This window comes from Pseudomonas rhizozeae, assembly GCF_031583775.1.
Lineage (GTDB): Bacteria > Pseudomonadota > Gammaproteobacteria > Pseudomonadales > Pseudomonadaceae > Aquipseudomonas.
In genome coordinates, this window is record NZ_JAVLSB010000036.1 from 15,264 (window position 1) to 32,934 (window position 17,671).

The following is a 17,671-nucleotide window of genomic DNA, read 5'->3' on the forward strand; positions in this document are numbered from 1 at the left end:
TCCTTAGCGCGTGCCGCCGGTTTGTTTGAGGAAGTTGGCGAACAGCTCATGGCCCTGCTCGGTGAGGATCGACTCGGGGTGGAACTGCACGCCCTCGATGTTCAAGGTTTTGTGGCGCAGGCCCATGATCTCGTCGACCGAGCCGTCTTCCAGTTGGGTCCAGGCCGTCAGTTCGAGGCAGTCCGGCAAGGTTTCACGCTTGACGATCAGCGAATGGTAGCGGGTGACGGTCAACGGGCGGTTAAGCCCGGCAAAAACGCCCTTGTCCTCGTGAAATACCGGACTAGTCTTACCGTGCATCACTTGCCGGGCCCGCACCACGTCGCCACCAAACGCTTGGCCAATGGCTTGATGTCCCAGGCAGACGCCGAGGATCGGCAGCTTGCCGGCAAAATGGTTGATGGCTTCGATGGAAATACCGGCTTCTGTCGGGGTGCACGGGCCGGGGGACACGACGATGCGCTCAGGGTTGAGGGCTTCGATTTCGGCAATGGTGAGTTCATCGTTACGCACAACCTTGACCTGGGAACCCAGCTCACCAAGGTATTGCACAACGTTGTAAGTAAAAGAGTCGTAATTATCGATCATCAGCAACATGGCGTTGAAAACCTCTTGAATACACTGACTTTAAATACGCCTTCCAATGAATGACCCGCGGAATCGTGCACATTCAGGCGCTGTGAGTGCGCCAGCGAAGCGGCATTTCAAACGGGTAAAGAAGGCAAAGCGGTACAGGTCCGGCGAGGCCGGCAGAGAATGTTCAGGCGCGCCAACGCCAACGGGCGTGTGCCTTGATGACTTGATCCAAGAGTTTGCTGACGATCAACACGGGGAAGGTCTCATTCATACGTCTCGGCACAGTAACTTAGCTGGGCAGAGCGTGCAATATGGCGAATGCCACGTCATCGCCGGGTTGGCGACCGATGGCAAAGCGCCGGAAGTTTTTGCTACTGTCGTTTGGCTCCCTACAACAATAAATAAACGGACTTGCTCATGATCAAACAGACGCTGTTTGTACCGCTGGCCAGCTGTCTCCTATCGATGGCCTGCGCCCAGGCGATCGCCGCCCCTACCCCCTATTCCAACTTCATCGTGTTCGGTGACAGCCTCAACGATGCCGGGCAGTTTGCCGACCCGGGCGGACCGGCCGGTTCCACCCAGCGTTACACCAACCGCATCGGCCCGACCTACCTGGACGGCAGCGGCGAAGTGCGCAACCTCAACGCCACCCAGTTGCTGGGTGGACAATTGGGCTTCACCCCCGACCAACTCGCCGGCTCGACCTCGCCCGTGCGCGCGAGCCAGGGGCAAGTCGATGGCAACAACTGGGCGGTGGGCGGCTACCGCACCGACCAGATTCTTGATTCGATCACCGGCACCTCCACCGTCGGCGCTCGCAGCCGCGCGGGTTACCTGCCGGCCAATGGCTTTCGTGCCGATCCCAACGCGCTGTATTACGTGTCCGGCGGCGGTAACGATTTCCTCCAGGGCCGCATCCTCAGCCCGGCGCAAGCGGTGGCCGGCGCCGATCGCCTGGTCGACAGCGTGCAAGCCCTGCAAGGCGCCGGCGCTCGCTACATGATGGTCTGGCTGCTGCCCGACATTGGCCTGACTCCGGCCATCAACGGCACGCCACTGCAAGCGTTCACCAGCCAGTTGAGCAGCACCTTCAACCAGGAACTGGTCACGCAACTGCGCACGGTCAACGCCAACGTTATCCCGCTGAACATCCCAGTGTTGCTCAATGAAGTATTCGCCGATCCGGCGAGCTTCGGCCTGGCGGCGGACCAGAACCTCACCGCCACCTGCTTCAGCGGCGACGGTTGTACCGCTAACCCGGTGTATGGCATCGGTGGCTTGACGCCGGACCCGAGCAAGCTGATCTACAACGATGGCGTGCACCCGACCGAGGCCGGGCAACGGTTGATCGCCGATTACGCCTACTCCCTGCTGGCCGCGCCGTGGGAACTGACGCTGCTGCCGGAAATGGCCCACTCCACACTGCGCGCTCATCAGGATGAACTGCGCAATCAATGGCAGGCGGATTGGGAGAACTGGCAAGCGGTCGGCCAATGGCGGGCGATCGTCGCCGGCGGTGGCCAACACATTGATTACGACACGCAGGACAGCGCCGCCAGCGGTGACGGCAGCGGCTACAACCTGAATATCGGCGGCAGCTATCGACTCAACGATGCCTGGCGCGTTGGTGTAGCGGCCGGTTTCTATCGGCAGAACCTGGAAGCGGGCCACAACGATTCGGACTACAAGCTCAACAGCTACCTGGCGACCGCATTCGCCCAATTCCAGCAAAACCGCTGGTGGGCTGACGCCGCGTTAACCGGCGGCAAGCTGGACTATGACAACCTCAAGCGCAAGTTCGACCTGGGCGCCAATGAACGCGCGGAGAAAGGCGACACCGACGGCAATCTCTGGGCCTTCAGCACCCGACTCGGATATGACATCGCGCAACCGGGCAACGACTGGCATCTGTCGCCGTTCGTCAGCGCCGATTATGCGCGGGTGGAAGTCGACGGCTATTCGGAAAACAGCAACCGCGCGACCGCCCTGACGTATGACGACCAGACGCGCATCTCGCGGCGCCTGGGCGCTGGCTTGCAGGGCAAGTACCAGATCTCCCCGCAAACCCAAGTGTTCGGCGAGTACGCCCACGAGCGTGAATACGAAGACGACACGCAGAAGGTCAACATCGCGCTCAATACGCTACCGGATAACGGCTTCAAACTGGAAGGCTATACCCCGCAAAGCCATTTGAACCGGGTCAGCCTGGGGGTCAGCCACAAACTGACCCATGACCTGGCCCTGCGCGGTGGCTACACCTTGCGCAAGGACGATGACTTCACTCAGCAGGGGATCAATGTGGGGATTGTGCTGGATTTCTAAAAGGTGGGGCTTTTGAGCTTGTGGCGAGGGAGCTTGCTCCCTCGCCACAAAAGCGCTTAGCCTTCCGGACTCTGTTCTGCCAGCGCCACCGCGCGGAACATCGCCCGGCGTTTGTTCAGTGTTTCTTCCCATTCCAGCGCCGGCACCGAGTCGGCGACGATGCCGCCTCCGGCCTGCACATGCAGTTCGCCATTCTTGATCACCGCCGTACGGATCGCGATCGCAGTGTCCATGTTGCCGTTCCAGGCGAAGTAACCCACCGCCCCGCCATACACGCCGCGCTTGACCGGCTCCAGTTCGTCGATGATTTCCATCGCGCGGATCTTCGGCGCACCCGACAAGGTGCCCGCAGGCAGAATCGCCCGCAACGCGTCCATCGCCGTCAGCCCGGCTTTCAACTGCCCGGTGACGTTGGACACGATGTGCATCACGTTGGAATAGCGTTCGATGACCATTTTCTCAGTGAGCTTCACCGAGCCGACTTCCGAGACCCGCCCGGTGTCGTTGCGGCCAAGGTCGATCAGCATCAGGTGCTCGGCGATTTCCTTATCGTCTGACAACAGGTCTTTTTCCAGCGCCAGGTCGGCCTCTTCATTGGCCCCGCGCGGGCGCGTGCCGGCAATCGGGCGCACGGTAATCAGGTTGTCTTCGACCCGCACCAGCACTTCCGGCGAACTGCCAACAACGTGGAAGTCGCCAAAGTTGAAGAAGTACATGTACGGCGTCGGGTTGAAGCAACGCAACGCGCGGTACAGGTCGATTGGCGCAGCCTTGAAGTCGATCGACATGCGCTGCGACGGCACTACCTGCATGCAGTCGCCGGCGAGGATGTATTCCTTGATGGTGTCGACGGCTTTTTCGTAATCGTCTTGAGTAAAACTGGAGCGGAACACCGGATCGGCTGCGGCCTGCTTGCTGAAGTCCAGACCACGGCGCGGGGTGATTGGCTGACGCAGTTTTTCCAGCAATTCCTCCAGGTGCGCCTGGCCTTGTTCGAAGGCATCGGCCTGGGATGGATCGGCCAACACAATCGCATGCATCTTGCCGGCGAGGTTGTCGAACACCACCACCGCGTCGGACACCATCAACAGAATGTCCGGCACGCCCAGCGGATCCGGGTTCGGGCATTTGCCCAGGCGTTTCTCGACATAACGCACGCAGTCGTAGCCAAAGTAGCCCACCAGACCACCGTTAAAACGCGGCAGACCGGCGATGGTTGGAACGTTGTAGCGGGCCTTGAACGTTTCGACGAAGGCCAGCGGATCTTCAACGTCGTGCCTTTCGACTTCGACACCATCAACGGTCACGCTGACATGGTGGTCATGCACCCGCATCACGGTGCGGCACGGCAGGCCGATGATCGAATAGCGGCCCCACTTCTCGCCGCCCTGCACTGACTCCAACAAATAGGAGTTCGGCTCGTCGGCCAGTTTCAGGTAGATCGACAGCGGCGTGTCGAAGTCGGCCAGGGTTTCGCAGGCCATCGGGATACGGTTATAGCCGGCAGCGGCCAAACGCAGGAATTCTTCGCGGATCATGAGGTGCCTCGTGGCTTGATGAGCTAACAGTCAGGTATGCAAACGCGCCGGGATGCCGGCCAGGATCAAGTCAGGCGCGCCAACGCCAACGGGCCAGGGCCTTGATGACTTTCATCCAGAGTTTGCGAGTGACCACCACGATGGCGTTTCCAGAAGGGGATTGAACGTCGGCCAACGTTATCCCAGAGGCCGGGTCCAGGCAACCGGGAATTAGCTTGCGCAGATCATCGATCACCAGCGCCGGCGACTCTTCGGCAATCGGCCGGCCATGGTTGTAGCCATAACTGAGCGCCACGCACTTGACCCCCGCCGCTTTCGCCGCCAGCACATCGCTGCGCGAATCGCCGACAAACAACGACTGCGACGCCGGGATGTTGGCCATTTTCATCACGAAAAACAGCGCTGCCGGGTCAGGCTTCTTTTGTGGCAGGGTATCGCCGCCGATGATCCACTTGAAGTAGCGGCCGATCTTCATCTGATCCAGCAACGGCGCGACAAAGCGCTCCGGTTTGTTGGTGATCAGCGCCATCTCCACGCCGTGCTTGTTCAACCATTTGAGGGTGTCGCGCACGCCGGGGTAAACCACCGTCAGTTCGTGATCGCCTGCGTAAAAGCCGTTGAACAGCTCCAACGCATGTTCGGCCTCCACCTCATCGACGCCTTCGGCATTGATATGGTCAGCCAAGGCCCGGCGCACCAACATGTGCACACCGTTGCCGACCCACTCGCGCACCGACTCGATGCCGGCGGGCCGGCGACCGAGCTTGAGCAGCATGTTATCCACCGCCGCCGCCAGGTCCGGGACCGAATCGACCAGCGTACCGTCCAGATCGAACATCACCAGCCGTGGCAGCCGCCCCGGGAACAGCTGCTCAAAACCGCTCATGGACGGGCCAGGGCCAGTTCGGAGCGCATCTTGTCGATCACTTCCTGGTAGTTCGGTGCATTGAAAATTGCCGAGCCGGCCACGAAGGTATCGGCGCCAGCAGCGGCGATTTCGCGGATGTTGTTAACGTTCACACCGCCGTCGATTTCCAGGCGAATGTCACGCCCAGAGGCATCGATCAAGGCGCGAGCCTGGCGCAGCTTGTCGAGGGTGCCGGGGATGAACTTCTGCCCGCCAAAGCCCGGGTTGACGCTCATCAGCAGGATCATGTCGACCTTGTCCATCACGTACTCAAGCACGCTCAGCGGGGTCGCCGGGTTGAACACCAGGCCAGCCTTGCAGCCGCCCTCGCGAATCAGTTGCAGCGAGCGGTCGACGTGTTGCGTGGCTTCCGGGTGGAAGGTGATGTAGGTCGCGCCAGCCTCGATGAAGTCGCCGACGATGCGATCCACCGGGCTGACCATCAAGTGCGCGTCGATTGGCGCAGTAATGCCGTACTTGCGCAACGCCGCGCAGACCATAGGACCGATGGTCAGGTTGGGCACGTAATGGTTGTCCATGACATCGAAGTGCACGAAGTCGGCGCCGGCGGCCAGGACGTTGTCCACTTCCTCACCCAGGCGGGCGAAGTCGGCGGAGAGAATCGACGGAGCAATGACGAAGGGCTGCATGACGCACCTTTTCTGAGCAGAATCACGATGGCGCGCATTGTATACCTCATGCTTTGGCGCGCGCACCGTGCCCTGATGATTGGGTTCTGCGTTAATACGCCGCGCGGTAGATCTTCTCGATGTCCACGGCGCTGAGCTGGCGCGGGTTGTTGCGCATCAGACGCTCGATACCCGCCGCCTCCACCGCCATGTCGTGCAGCGCATTCTCCGGCACGCCGAAACTGCGCAAGCCTTGGGGGATTTCCACCGCTGCACAGATTGCCGTCATTGCGTCGACCGCTTTGTCCGCGGCGTCGGCAGCGCTCAGATGCGCGGTCTTCACGCCCAGGGCTTCGGCAATATCCTGCATGCGCTCGACGCAGGCCATCTTGTTCCAGGTCATCACGAAGGGCAGCAACAGTGCGTTACTCACCCCATGGGCGATATTGAAGCGCCCGCCCAGCGGATAGGCCAACGCATGCACCGCACCGACCCCGGCATTGCCGAACGCCATCCCCGCCATCAGGCTCGCAGTGGCCATGTCCTCCCTCGCTTGTAGATGGGATGGATTGGCGTAGGCCTTGGGCAACGACTTGGCAATCAACTTGATCGCGCCAATGGCCAGGGCATCGGTAATCGGCGAGGCATTCACCGACAAATAGGACTCGATGGCATGCACCAGCGCATCGACACCACTGGCGGCGGTGACACTTTTCGGGCACGTGAGCGTCATCTGCGGGCTGACCAGTGCTACATCTGGCAATAGATAGTCACTGACAATACCCTTCTTCAACTGCGCGACCTTGTCCGAAAGGATCGCCACGTTGGTCACCTCCGACCCGGTGCCGGCGGTCGTCGGAATCGCAATCAGCGGCGGCCCCTTGCGCGGCACCTGGTCGATGCCAAACAAATCCTCCAGCGCACCGTGGTAACCGGCATAGGCCGCAACACTCTTGGCAATGTCGATGGCACTGCCGCCGCCCAGGCCGATCAGGCCGTCATGCCCGCCATCGCGGTAGACCCGCATACAGTCCTCGACAATCGCAATCTCCGGATCCGGCAACACCCGATCAAAAATCTCATAGCTACGACCGCCCAACTGCAACAACGCCAACTCCACCGTCCCCGACTTGACCAGCGCCGCGTCCGTGACAATCAGCGGATTATCGACATCCAACCGCGTCAACTCCGCGGCAAGCTGCTCAATGGCACCGGCGCCGGTGAGCAATTTATGAGCAATCTTGAAAGAGGAAATAGCCATGTGCGCAGCCTCTTATAGGAATGGGAGCTGGCCACAAGCGTAGCTCGGGATTTCGGGTTGTCAGCTATTCAGCGGATGAATGATCAAGCGAGGGCTGCCGCGCAGCCCAACGGGAGCAAGCTCCCTCGCCACAGGGTTATGCGGATAGCTCCACGTTATCCAGCGCACGGTTCACCGCCAACTCCGCCAACGACACCATCTGCTGAATCGCCAACGCCGTACTGCGCTGCGCGCCCTCCAGATCAAAGGCATGATTGCTGGCCATGACATTTATAGACGCCAGCGTTTCGCAGGCGTGGGCGAGGAGCGATTCGTTATCGACGTCGGGGGCGATGATGAACATGGTGCTGGACTTTTTAGGTTTGGCTTCAGGGGCCTGCGACAAGTAATAGTCGAGGGCTCGCTGAGCTGCAGCGCGATCCTTCAGTAATTCTTCAGCTATGTAGGCTTCGGAAAGAGGATCAGCTGTGTTGAAGGGTGGATCGGGAATAACTTTGTCCATGGAAAACTCCTATACCTGAATGAAACCACCAAAATCTGTCGCTAAACAAAAGAGGGTGGCGGCTGTGCGCAGGTTAGCGAACCGGGGGTATAGGAGCCCGGCAGACCCGAAGGTCTCCCACGCACAGCCACCGCGACACGATATAGCAGACATAATAAAAACGCCTGAATAAAGTTCGAGACACTGCTGCGCCCATACCTGATCGGGTCGCTAAACCCGGTCGCTGAATTGGCAGCGACAGATAGAGGTTAGGGTGTGCGCGTCTGACCGTCGACCTGAAAGATGTGTGGGAAAGTTCGGGATTTATTGGCTGGTGAATAAACATCGTTAAATGGGTGGACGTCTTCGCGAGCAGGCTCGCTCCCACATTTTGAATTGGGTACATCTGACAGTGATTGGTCGGCTGGCAGGCCGTCATCGCGGGCAAGCCAGCTCCCACAAGGGTCGGAGGTGTCCCAATAATTGCGTACATCCATCAGGTCGAGTGTCAGCTCGCCTCGCTTTTGATTCACCCGCCCCGTCGGGAGGCTGAGTGGAGGTGTTTATCCGGGGATTGGCGCGCAGCGCCGCATGACGCAGTCATGCTCATCGCATGTAGGTGCAGCGAAGCCAACCGGAGGGCGATGCCCCCGGATGAATGCCGGAGCGAAGGAACCCCGAGCCTAGGCGAGGGGCCGTACGTCAGGGGCGAGCGTTTTGGGTTACCTTTTAGGCGTTTGTAAAAGGTGACTCGCTGTAAGAGCGAAACCATAAGCAGCCGTTACCGCAGCAACGGATATGTACACCAGAAAAGCCCCGCCGCTCGAAACTCAGCCATCGCTGGCAATCCAGCTCCCACAGGAAAAGTGCATACCTCAGACAACACCGGCAAAAACCTCAAACCTGCGCCGTCCGCAACTTCTCACTCCGCCCCCGCAACCACTCCAGCGTCAGCAACAACACCACCGAAAATGCAATCAACAACGTCGCCGCCGCCGCAATCGTCGGGCTCAAATTCTCCCGGATCCCGCTAAACATCTGCCGTGGCAACGTCGCCTGCTCCGGCCCGGCGAGAAACAGCGTCACCACCACCTCATCAAACGACGTGGCAAAGGCAAACAACGCCCCGGAGATCACCCCCGGCGCAATCAGCGGCAAGGTCACCCGGCGAAACGCGGTCAGTGGTGAAGCCCCGAGACTGGCAGCCGCGCGTACCAGATTGTGGTTAAACCCCTGCAAGGTCGCCGACACGGTGATGATCACAAACGGCACGCCCAACACCGCGTGCACCACGATCAGCGAGAAGAAACTGTTGCCCAGGCCCAACGGCGCAAAAAACAGATAACTCGCCACACCGATAATCACCACTGGCACCACCATCGGCGAAATCACCAGGGCCATCACCAGCGCCTTGCCGGGGAAGTCGCCACGGGTCAGGCCGATGGCCGCCAGCGTACCGAAGACCATCGCCAGCACCGTCGCGGCCGGGGCGACGATGATGCTGTTCTTCAGCGCGCGCATCCATTCCGCCGAGGCGAAGAAGTCGTGGTACCACTGCAGCGAAAAGCCCTGCAGCGGGTACACCAGGAAGCTGCCCGAGTTAAACGACAGCGGAATGATCACCAGCACCGGCAGAATCAGGAACAACAGAATCAGGCCGCAGAGGATCCGCAAGCTGTAGAACCACACCCGTTCGATGGGCGACATATAAGGACTCAGCATTTCGTTCTCCTTAGCTCAGGCGCAGGCGACTGGCGCCCACCAGCCAGCTGTAAATCAGATAAAGCACCACGGTCGCCAGCAGCAACAAGCCGCCCAGCGCGGTGGCCATGCCCCAGTTGATGCTGGTGTTGGTGTAGAACGCCACGAAGTAGCTGACCATTTGATCGTTCGGGCTGCCGAGCAGCGCCGGGGTGATGTAGTAGCCGATGGCGAGGATGAACACCAACAGACACCCAGCGCCGACGCCGGCGTAGGTCTGCGGGAAGTACACCCGCCAGAAACTGGCGAACGGGTGGCAACCGAGGGAAATCGCTGCCCGCATATAGGTGGGCGAGATGCCTTTCATCACGCTGTAAATCGGCAGGATCATGAACGGCAACAAAATGTGCACCATCGAGATGTAGACCCCGGTGCGGTTGAACACCAGCTCCAGCGGTTTATCGATGATGCCCATGGCCATCAACCCGCTATTGATCAGGCCGCCGGATTGCAGCAACACGATCCACGCCGCCACCCGCACCAGAATCGAGGTCCAGAATGGCAGCAGCACCAGGATCATCAGCAAGTTGCTTTGCCGCGACGGCAGGTTCGCCAGCAGGTAGGCCAGCGGATAGGCTAGCACCAGGCAAATGGCGGTGATCACCAGGCCCATCCAGAAGGTGCGGGCGAAGATGTCGAGGTAGATCGCCTGGTCCGGGGTGGCCGGGGCGATTTCGCCGAGGTCGTCGATGCGGTGATCCACCGACGCTAGCAAGTAGTAAGCGGTCAGGTTACTGGTATTACGGCGCACTGCTTGCCAGTAGGCCGGGTCGCCCCAACGCTCGTCGAGGCCTTCCAGTGCTTCTTTATAAGAGGCCGGTTCAGTGGCGAACGGCAAGGCGCGGGCGGTTTTGGTCAGCAGGCTGCGGTAGCCGGCCAACTCCATATTCAAGCGCTTGGACAGGTCGCCCAAGGTCTGGTTTTTGCGCGCTTCGGCGAGGTCTTCGCTGGCGGCTTTGTAGACCGGTTCAGCGGGCAGGCCGCGACCGTCCCAACTGGCGATGGCCGCCACAGTGCGCGGCATGCCGCCGACCACTTCCGGGTTGCCGACGCTTTTGTAGAGCAGCGCCACGATCGGCACCAGGAACACCAGCAGCAGAAACAGCACCAGCGGCGCAATCAAGGCCTGGGCCTTCCAGCGGTTGAGCCGCTCGGCGCGCTTGAGGCGCTGCTTCAAAGTGGGGCTGGTGCCCTCGTTCAGGGGAATGGCGGTGGCCATGGCGTACTCCGGGAAACTTTGGTCAATACAGAGACGGCGAACCGCCCCTGTCAGGTTGAAACACCACAGCCTGTGGCGGCGAGTCTTTGTGGCGAGCGAGCTTGCTCGCGCCGGGCTGCGAAGCGGCCCCACAATCGAGCTGACAACGCCCATCGTGTGAGTGCTGCGCACTCAAGCGGGAGCAAGCTCCCTCGCCACAAAAGCCTCCCCGCACGTGGGCAGGGTTATTACTTCGCAGCCCAGGAATTGAAGCGCTGCTCCAGTTGCTCACCGTTATCCGCCCAGAAGCTGACGTCGATCTGCACCTGGTTGGCGATGTTTTCCGGGGTGGTCGGCATGTCTTTCAACACGTCCTTGGCCAGCAACGGCACGGCTTGGGTGTTGGCCGGGCCGTAGGCGATGTTTTCCGAGTAGGTCTTCTGCTGCTGCGGCTGTACCGAGAAGGCGATGAATTTTTTCGCCGCTTCCGCACGCTTGGCGTCCAGGCCTTTAGGGATCGCCCAGGCGTCGAAGTCGTAGATACCGCCGTTCCACACCACTTTCAGGTTGCTTTCTTTTTGCACGGCGGCGATCCGGCCGTTGTAGGCCGAGCTCATTACCACGTCGCCCGAGGCAAGGTACTGCGGCGGTTGCGCACCGGCTTCCCACCATTGAATGCTGGGCTTGAGCTCATCGAGTTTCTTGAACGCGCGGTCCTGGCCGTCTTTGCTGGCCAACACTTTGTAGACGTCTTTCGGCGCAACGCCGTCGGCCATCAACGCAAATTCCAGGGTGTACTTGGCGCCTTTACGCAGGCCACGTTTGCCCGGGAATTGCTTGGTGTCCCAGAAATCGACCCAACTGGTCGGCGCGGTTTTGAGCTTATCGGCGTTGTAGGCCAGCACGGTCGACCACACGAAGAAACCCACGCCGCACGGCTGAATCGCGCCTTTGACGTAGTCTTCGGTTTTGCCGAACAGTTTCGGATCGAGGGGTTCGAACATGTCTTCGTCGCAACCGCGGGACAATTCTGGCGACTCGACTTCCACCAGGTCCCACGACACGCTCTTGGTATCGACCATGGCTTTGACCTTGGCCATCTCACCGTTGTATTCGCCGGCGACGATCTTGCCGTTGCCCGCTGCTTCCCACGGTGCGTAGAAGGCTTTGACTTGCGCCGCCTTGTTTGCCCCGCCGAAGGACACCACCGTCAGGTCCGGGCCCGCCGCCATCGCGTGTGCCGCACCCATCAGGCCTAACGTCAGCGCTGTGAATTTCAGGGATTTCAACATTGATAGTGTTCTCCACGTGCAGGGTTGGTGTTGCAGGGGGCGATTAGTTCGCCTCTAAAAGGGGATCGAGCGCTCGAACGTGCTCGACTTGCCAGCCAAGCGGTACCACGTCGCCAACCGCGAGCCCGGGATCGAGCTCGGCAATCGGTTGTTTCACAAAAAAATCGGTCTTGCCGCAGACTTCCAGGCGCACACGTACGTGGTCGCCCAAATAGATGAATTCCGCCACGCGCCCGGAGAAGCGATTGACGCATTGATCGCTGGAGCCGTTGAGGCTGACGCGTTCCGGGCGGATCGACAGGGTCACCGGCTCGCCGGTCTGACCGACGTTGACCGCCAGCGCCTCGACCTTCTCGCCACGGCCCAACTCGACCACGCAGCGGTCGCCGGTGTGGCTCAGCAGGCGGCCGTTAAGGCGATTGTTCTCGCCGATGAAGTTGGCGACGAAGGTGTTCTTCGGTTCTTCATAAAGAGTGCGTGGCGCGGCGATCTGCTGGATCTCGCCCTGGTGGAACACCGCCACGCGGTCGGACATGGTCAGCGCTTCACCCTGGTCGTGGGTCACGTAGACCACGGTTACGCCCAGGCGCTGGTGCAGGTGTTTGATTTCCATCTGCATGTGTTCACGCAGTTGTTTGTCGAGGGCACCGAGGGGTTCGTCCATCAGCACCAGTTGCGGCTCGAACACCAGCGCCCGGGCCAGCGCCACCCGCTGTTGCTGACCGCCGGACAGTTGCGCCGGGTAACGCTGGGCGAACGCATCGAGCTGGACCATGCTCAGGACTTTCTTGACCTTGTCGCTGACATCGCTTTTGTTCAGGCCGCGCACGCTCAGCGGGAACGCCAGGTTCTCGGCGACGGTCATGTGCGGGAACAACGCATAGTTCTGGAACACCATGCCGATGTCGCGCTTGTGCGGCGGCACGTTGTTGATCGAGCGCCCGCCCAGCTGAATCTCCCCGGCAGTGGGGGTTTCGAAACCGGCGAGCATCATCAGACTGGTGGTCTTGCCGGAACCGGAAGGCCCTAGCAGGGTAAGGAACTCGCCCTTGCGAATCTCCAGATTGAGGTCTTTGACGATCAGGTTTTCGCCATCGTAGCTTTTTTGCACTCCACGAAAGCTGACCAGCACATCACTGGCCCCTGCGTTTGAATTGACCTCGCTCATACCCACACCTTTGTTTTATGACGGCTGTGGACTAAGCCTAGTGGACCCTGCAAGCCACGCAAATCGGGGCGCAGGAGAGAATCGCCTCAGCCGGATGGAAGGTTGGGGGTAGGGATTGCCCTACAAGGATGGCGGGGTTGGGTAAATGCAGCGGCAAGTGGTGAGCAAAAAGCCGCAAGTAAAGGCAGAAGCGGGATTACGGGGTGTCGCAAATGGATATGTGTCCGAGAAATCTGTGGGAGCGAGCCTGCTCGCGAAAGCTGACTGACATTCAACATTGGCGGCGACAGGCACACCGTCATCGCGGGCAAGCCCGCTCCCACAGGGATCACAGTGTTCTTTAGAGCAGCTTATGCTCCATCGCATATTTCACCAGTTCCGCCAGCGAGGTGATCTTGAGCTTCTGCATCAACCGCGCCTTGTGGGTGCTGATGGTTTTGCTGCTCAGGGCCAGTTGCTGGGCGATGTCGTTGACGTTGGCGCCCTGGGCCAGGCGTTCGAACACCGAGAACTCACGTTCGGACAACAACGAGTGCAGCGGCCGCGAATCGGTCAGGCCGACTTCGAACACCATGCGGTCGGCCAGGTCCGGGTCGATGTAGCGCCCCCCGCCCGCGACTTTGCGAATAGCGGTCAACAACAGCGCCGGATCACTGTCCTTGGTCGCATAACCGGCCGCGCCGACCTTAAGCGCCCGCGCGGCCATTTGCGCTTCGTCGTGCATCGACAGCACCAGGATCGCCGGCGGATTGTTCAAGGCACGGATCCGCGGAATCGCCTCCAAACCATTCACGCCCGGCATGGAAATATCCAGCAGCACCACTTCGCAGGGCACATGACGCAGGGTTTCGAGCAGTTGTTCGCCATTGCTCGCCTCGCCCACCACCAGCAAGTCCTTGGCCAGGCCAATCAACTGCTTGATGCCCTCGCGGACGATGGTGTGGTCTTCGGCTACCAGTACACGGATCACGGCGTTCTCCAGGTTCAAGATCATTCGCGAGCAGGCTCGCTCACAGGTGTCGCGGTGCTCAAGCCTCATCCAATGGCACTTTCACACTCAAAGTTGTGCCCTCCCCCGGTTCACTGTCCAGGATCAACTCGCCGCCCATGATCAGCACCCGCTCGCGCATGCCCACCACCCCGAAGGACGTCGACCTACCGGTCTGGGGAACAAAGCCTACGCCATCATCACTGACCGTCAGACGCAATACGTTACCCTCCAGGGTCAGCGACAGCTCGACAGTATGCGCCTGGGCATGGCGCATGACATTGGTCAGCGCTTCCTGAAGGATGCGGAACAGGCCAATCGCCTTGGCATCGCTGAGGACCGGCAGGTTGTCCGGCACTTGCACCAGGCACGGGATCTGCGTGCGCGCCTCGAAGCGCCGGGCTTGCCATTCGATGGCTGAAGCGATACCGGCATCGAGAATCGGCGGGCGCAACGCCGTGGCCACATCGCGCACCAGTTGGAACAACTGCGCGATCAGGCGTTTCATGCTGTTCAGGCGTTCGTTCAAGCCAGGGTCGAGGTGCGCGTAGGCCAGTTCGCACATCGATGTCTCCAGTTTCAGCACAGTGAGCATCTGCCCCAATTCGTCGTGGACTTCCCGGGCGATGCGCGCCTTTTCCTCTTCCCGCACGCTCTCCAGGTGCGCCGACAATTCCCGCAGCTGTTCACGGGAGCTGGCCAGTTCCAGTTCGATGCGCTTGCTCTCGCTGATGTCCCAGACGATGCCGTCCCAGACATAAGCGCCGTCCTCCAGTTGACGGGTAATCGCCTTGATTTCGGCCCAGCGCTGCTGGCCTTGGCGCGTAAGAATGCGGCCCTGCCACGACCAGTCACTGTCGGTATCCAGCGCCCGATCCTGGGTCTGGTGATAACTGGCCTTGTCGTCGGGATGCACCAGGCTGCGCAAGCCCATGTCCGGATGCCCGAGGGTCGTCGGCGAGTAGCCCACCAGCGTTTCGCTGCCCTCACTGATGTAGGCGAAGTCGAGTTGCCCGGTGACTGGCGCCCGTTCCAGGCGAAACACCAGGCCGGGGACGTTGGCGGCGATACCTTGCAGCCGGGCTTCACTCTCCTGCAACGCCGCCAGGGCGCGTCGGCGCTCGGTGACATCGGTGAGGTAAACCACCAGGTATTCGCCGTCGCGAAAGCGCAGGAAACTCAACGACACGTCCGTCGGCAGGATACTGCCATCGGCGCGCACGCACAGGGTTTCGAAACTGGTCGGGCCGTCCTCGCTGGCCCGGGCGCGTTTCCACAGGTTGAGCCAGCGGTCCATATGCAGGCCCGGCTCGAAGTCGATCAGCGGCCGGTCGATGATCCCGCCGGCCGGGTACCCGAGCATGTGTTCCGCCGCGCGGTTGGCGTAGCGCACATGGCTGTCCCAATTGACCCAGAGAATGCCCACGGTGCTTTGATCGATGGAAAACTGGGTCAGGCGCAGCGCCTCTTCACTGGCGGCGCGGAGGGCAATGTCTTCGCGAGCCGCGCGCAGCCGAAGCTCCAGGCTGTGTTGCTGGCGCCGCTGCCAGAACACCACGGCGAGTGCACTGAGCAGCAACAGCGCCAACAACAGGGTGAGGTTCTGCCAAAAGCCGGGGGATTCGCTCAGGCGCGGGTATTTGGGCTGCAACCAGCGGCTGTGCAATTGCTCCAAGTCCTTGGCCGGAATCGCCCGCAAGCCATTTTCGACGATGCCGGCCAATTCCGGCCAGTCGCGGCGCGTGGCCACCCGCAGCAGCTGCGGCAGGCCAATGTCACCGACCACTGCCAGCCCGGCGAACTCGGGCTCTGCCGATAAACGTCCGAGCTGCGCTTCATCGACCACCGCATACCGCGCCTGCTGGCTCAGCAACAGTTGCAAGGCCTGGCGATCCTGGGGCACGCCTTGCAGATTGAGGTGCGGATAATTGCCGCGCAGGTAATCGGCAATGGCGCTGGGCATGCGCACGGCGATCCGCGACTGGTCGTCGACCTTGTCCAGCTCCACGGCGCCGTTGCCCTTCTGGTCACCCACGACCAGTTGCGGCACGCGCATATAAGGGTCGGAAAACTGCCACAAGCGCAGCCCGGCCGGGGTTTGCGTGAGGCCGGGAGCGAGGTCGACTTCGCCGTCACGCACGGCGGTTTCCAGTTGCACGAGATCGGGGAAATTACGCCAGCTCAATTGCACGCCGAGCACGCTGGCCAGCCATTTCATCAATTCGACATTGGCCCCGGACAAGCGCTGCAAGCGCCGATCGTATTGCGCATACGGCGCTTGCAGTACCAGCCCGACCCGCAATTCGCGGTGCTCGGCCAGCCATTGCCATTGTTCGGCCGACAGTTGCACGGCGTGCGCTTGCGGCACTTCGGACGCAGCGCCGGCCCAGCCCATCAAGGGAAACCATAAACAGCCGATAACCAGCAGGCAGCGAAAACGCATCATTGAAGTCTCAACACTGACAAATACTGACCAACCTATTAGGCTGCCGGAATCACTTCTGGCCTGGAATATCCGATGCCCCGTTCTTATCGCTTGGCACTGCCAGCATTGTGCCTGTCGCTGATCCTGCCTTGCGCCTTTTCTATCGAAGCCGCCGATTCGGCCCCTGACGCAGCGAAACCGGCGGAAGAAAAACCGCTCGAGCGTCAGCCATTGCTTGAGCGTAGTCAGGAAGACGCGACAGCCCTTGAACGAAAAGTCCCGATTCAGGAGCAGCAACAACTGCAAGCCGGTGCCGACACCTTCCTGGCCTTGTGGAAACCGGCGAATACTGCCGAGCCCAAGGGCGCGGTGATTATCATCCCCGGCGCCGGTGAAAGCGTTGACTGGCCGCAAGCAATCGGCCCGTTACGGCGCAAATTGCCGGACGCCGAGTGGAGCAGCCTGAGCATTACCCTGCCGGACCTGCAAAGCGACGTCATTGCCCCGCGCACCGCCGAAGCCCCGCCGCCCACGCCAACTGTCGCGCCTACCAGCAAGGACGCCACCACCGCCGCGCCGATCGAACAAGTCGCCGGTGGCGAGGCCGACGTGCCGGACAAAGTGGCGGCCGAAAGCAGCGAAGAGCAATCCAGGGTCGACGCCGAGCGCATCTTCGCGCGCATCGACGCGGCAGTGGCCTACGCCGAACAACAGAGCGCCCGCAGCATTGTGATCCTCGGCCACGGCACCGGCGCCTATTGGGCGGCGCGCTACCTCAGCGAGAAACAAACCGCGCAAGTCGAGAAATTGGTGATGGTCGCGGCCCAGACCCCGACCGCAGTCAAGCCTGAACTGGCGGAACTGACGCCGACCCTCAAGCTGCCCACCGCCGACATCTTCTATATGGACAAAGCGCTGGATCGCAACGCCGCCCTCGAACGCCTGCAAGCCAGCAAACGATTGAAGACCTCAGCATTCAGCCAGGTTTCGCTCAAGGCCTTGCCCGGCAACACCCAGGCCCAACAAGAGCAACTGTTTCGTCGGGTTCGGGGCTGGTTGAGCCCGCAGAGTGTCGAGGCGGATAAGCTGTAGACCGGGTTGGCTTCATTCGCGAGCAGGCTC

Annotated in this window: 14 protein-coding genes; 2 read left to right on the top strand and 12 right to left on the bottom strand. The window is 60.9% G+C overall.

What is annotated here, in order from left to right; genetic code table 11:
• Positions 1-3: 3 nt before the first annotated feature.
• Positions 4-597 carry an aminodeoxychorismate/anthranilate synthase component II gene (locus tag RG836_RS11225; RefSeq protein WP_310845438.1) on the bottom strand — a complete coding sequence of 198 codons (594 nt, stop codon included), beginning with the start codon at positions 595-597 and terminating at the stop codon, positions 4-6.
• Positions 598-993: 396 nt separating this feature from the next.
• Between RG836_RS11225 and estP the strand changes: the two genes are divergently transcribed.
• Complete coding sequence (gene estP, locus RG836_RS11230; RefSeq protein WP_310845439.1) at positions 994-2,901, top strand: esterase EstP; 1,908 nt, start codon at positions 994-996, stop codon at positions 2,899-2,901.
• A gap of 56 nt (positions 2,902-2,957) precedes the next feature.
• Here estP and trpE read toward each other — a convergent pair whose 3' ends face one another.
• From trpE to RG836_RS11285, 11 genes are all read right to left on the bottom strand, one after another.
• The gene (gene trpE, locus RG836_RS11235; RefSeq protein WP_310845440.1) at positions 2,958-4,439 is read right to left on the bottom strand and encodes an anthranilate synthase component I; all 1,482 of its coding nucleotides are present in this window, start codon (positions 4,437-4,439) and stop codon (positions 2,958-2,960) included.
• A 70-nt stretch (positions 4,440-4,509) separates the two neighbouring features.
• Positions 4,510-5,325 carry a phosphoglycolate phosphatase gene (locus RG836_RS11240; protein ID WP_310845441.1) on the bottom strand — a complete coding sequence of 272 codons (816 nt, stop codon included), beginning with the start codon at positions 5,323-5,325 and terminating at the stop codon, positions 4,510-4,512.
• On the bottom strand, positions 5,322-5,996 hold the full coding sequence (gene rpe / locus RG836_RS11245) for a ribulose-phosphate 3-epimerase (protein WP_310845443.1): 675 nt from the start codon (positions 5,994-5,996) through the stop codon (positions 5,322-5,324). Before rpe ends, RG836_RS11240 begins: the two co-directional genes overlap by 4 nt.
• 91 nt (positions 5,997-6,087) lie before the next feature.
• Positions 6,088-7,236, bottom strand: a complete 1,149-nt coding sequence (locus tag RG836_RS11250) for an iron-containing alcohol dehydrogenase (protein ID WP_310845445.1) — start codon at positions 7,234-7,236, stop codon at positions 6,088-6,090.
• A 136-nt stretch (positions 7,237-7,372) separates the two neighbouring features.
• Positions 7,373-7,738, bottom strand: coding sequence for a DUF6124 family protein (locus RG836_RS11255; protein WP_310845447.1), 366 nt, complete (start codon positions 7,736-7,738; stop codon positions 7,373-7,375).
• Between the two features lie 876 nt (positions 7,739-8,614).
• Entirely contained in the window at positions 8,615-9,439 is an 825-nt protein-coding gene (locus RG836_RS11260; RefSeq protein WP_310845449.1) for an ABC transporter permease, read from the bottom strand.
• 10 nt (positions 9,440-9,449) lie between these two features.
• Entirely contained in the window at positions 9,450-10,697 is a 1,248-nt protein-coding gene (locus RG836_RS11265) for an ABC transporter permease (protein ID WP_310845451.1), read from the bottom strand.
• Between the two features lie 227 nt (positions 10,698-10,924).
• Positions 10,925-11,968, bottom strand: coding sequence for an ABC transporter substrate-binding protein (locus tag RG836_RS11270; protein WP_310845453.1), 1,044 nt, complete (start codon positions 11,966-11,968; stop codon positions 10,925-10,927).
• 43 nt (positions 11,969-12,011) lie between these two features.
• A complete protein-coding gene (locus RG836_RS11275) occupies positions 12,012-13,136 on the bottom strand; it encodes an ABC transporter ATP-binding protein (RefSeq protein ID WP_310845455.1) in 1,125 nt (374 codons plus the stop codon).
• Positions 13,137-13,476: 340 nt separating this feature from the next.
• Positions 13,477-14,130, bottom strand: coding sequence for a response regulator transcription factor (locus RG836_RS11280; protein WP_310845458.1), 654 nt, complete (start codon positions 14,128-14,130; stop codon positions 13,477-13,479).
• 34 nt (positions 14,131-14,164) lie between these two features.
• Positions 14,165-16,570, bottom strand: coding sequence for a PAS domain-containing sensor histidine kinase (locus tag RG836_RS11285; protein ID WP_310845460.1), 2,406 nt, complete (start codon positions 16,568-16,570; stop codon positions 14,165-14,167).
• A gap of 72 nt (positions 16,571-16,642) precedes the next feature.
• On the opposite strand from RG836_RS11285, the gene RG836_RS11290 reads away from it, so the two are divergent.
• On the top strand, positions 16,643-17,641 hold the full coding sequence (locus RG836_RS11290) for an alpha/beta hydrolase family protein (protein ID WP_310845462.1): 999 nt from the start codon (positions 16,643-16,645) through the stop codon (positions 17,639-17,641).
• Positions 17,642-17,671 lie beyond the last annotated feature (30 nt).